Origin of the sequence: Phytopseudomonas daroniae (genome assembly GCF_004327285.1) — a bacterium.
GTDB lineage: Bacteria > Pseudomonadota > Gammaproteobacteria > Pseudomonadales > Pseudomonadaceae > Aquipseudomonas > Aquipseudomonas daroniae.
In genome coordinates, this window is the sequence record NZ_QJUI01000051.1 from 1 (window position 1) to 1,610 (window position 1,610).

The 1,610-nt window shown below is 58.3% G+C and carries 1 protein-coding gene; it reads left to right on the top strand.

What is annotated here, in order from left to right; translation table 11 throughout:
- The first annotated feature begins 78 nt into the window (after positions 1 to 78).
- Positions 79 to 1,503 (top strand): IS1182 family transposase, encoded by a 1,425-nt coding sequence (locus DNK06_RS25015; RefSeq protein WP_131182667.1) that lies wholly within the window; start codon positions 79 to 81, stop codon positions 1,501 to 1,503.
- Positions 1,504 to 1,610 lie beyond the last annotated feature (107 nt).

The following is a 1,610-nucleotide window of genomic DNA, read 5'->3' on the forward strand; positions in this document are numbered from 1 at the left end:
CAGACTGTGTGAAAACCTAGCAGTCTGAAGGCGAGTTGAAGACAATGCCTCTATCGGTTGATAGGGGCATTGTCGTTTATGGGCTATATCCAGGGCGAAGGTCGCGAGCAAAGCAGCCTGTTTCCGGTCACGCTGGAGGAGCTGATCTCAGAGGATCATCTGGTTCGGGTGATCGAAGCCTATGTGGCGAGGCTGGATCTTCAGGCGTTGGGCTTTAGCAAAGCCAAGGCCCATCGCACTGGACGTCCTGGCTATGACCCGGCCGATCTGCTCAAGCTTTACCTGTATGGTTATTTTCAGCGTATTCGTTCATCGCGCCGTCTGGAGGCTGAGTGTCAGCGCAATGTTGAAGTGATGTGGCTGCTGTGCCGGCTGGCGCCGGATTTCAAGACCATCGCCGATTTTCGCAAGGACAACGGTGCAGCGTTCCAGGCGACTTGCCGGGCTTTCGTGCAGTTTTGCCGCCAGGTTGGGTTGATCACCGGAAACCTGGTCGCCATCGATGGTAGTAAGTTTCAGGCAGTGGCCTCAGCACGCAAGCAGATCAGCCTCAAAAGGCTCAAGGAACAGCAGCAGCGCCTGGAGCAACATATCGCCCGCTACCTGGCCGAGCTCGACAGTAACGATGCACAAGAGAGCCAGGCACCGGTTGATCGTACGGCGGTCAAGTATGCGTTGCAGCAACTACACGATCGGCACGCGAACAACCTGAGCGCCCAGGCGTTGATGGAGGCTCAGGGGCTGGAGCAGTTCGTGGTGGGCGAGGCGGATGCCAAGCTCATGCGCCATCCGACCCAGAAGGCTTGTGTAGCCTACAACGTGCAAACCGCCGTGGATGCCGAGCACGCGTTGATTTTGCACCATGAGGTGACTCACGCGGGCTCGGATCAGCAGCAGCTCGAGCCGATGGCCAAGGCCGCCAAAGCGGTGTTGCAGCAGGATGAACTGGCAGTTACCGCTGACGCCGGTTACTCCAACGGTGCTCAGTTTCAGGCCTGCGAAGACGCAGGCATCACCGCTTTCGTGCCGCCCAATCGCACGGTGAACAGCCAGGGCGATGGGCAATGTTTTGATCGCCGTGCTTTCCGCTACGACGAGTCAAGCGATTGTTATCAATGCCCCGCCGGTAAGCTGCTGTCACTCAAGCAGTACAACCGTGGTGATCGAGTCTACGCGGCTCAGGTCGAGGACTGCGCCCACTGTCCATTAAAGACGCAATGCACTCGGGCCAATAGGCGCCTGTTGACGCGTCACGCCCACGAGGCCTCCTTTGAGCGCATGGCGCATCGCATGAGCGAACATCCCGAGATGATGAGCAGGCGTCGCAGCATCGTCGAACACCCCTTTGGCAATCTCAAGCAGTGGCTAATGGGCAACGGCCGCTTCCTGATGCGTCACTTCAGTGGAGTGCGTGCGGAAATGTCACTGGCGGTGCAGGCATACAACCTCAAGCGAGCCATCAAGGTGCTGGGGGCGCGCCGGATGATCGAGCTGCTCGCCTGAAAAGTCCGGTGGTGACCTTCTGAATCGCACAAAAGAAAACGCCCCGAACGATGTCAGGGCGTTTGCCGGGTGCCAATACCTACATCAGCGGGTTTTCACACGCTCTG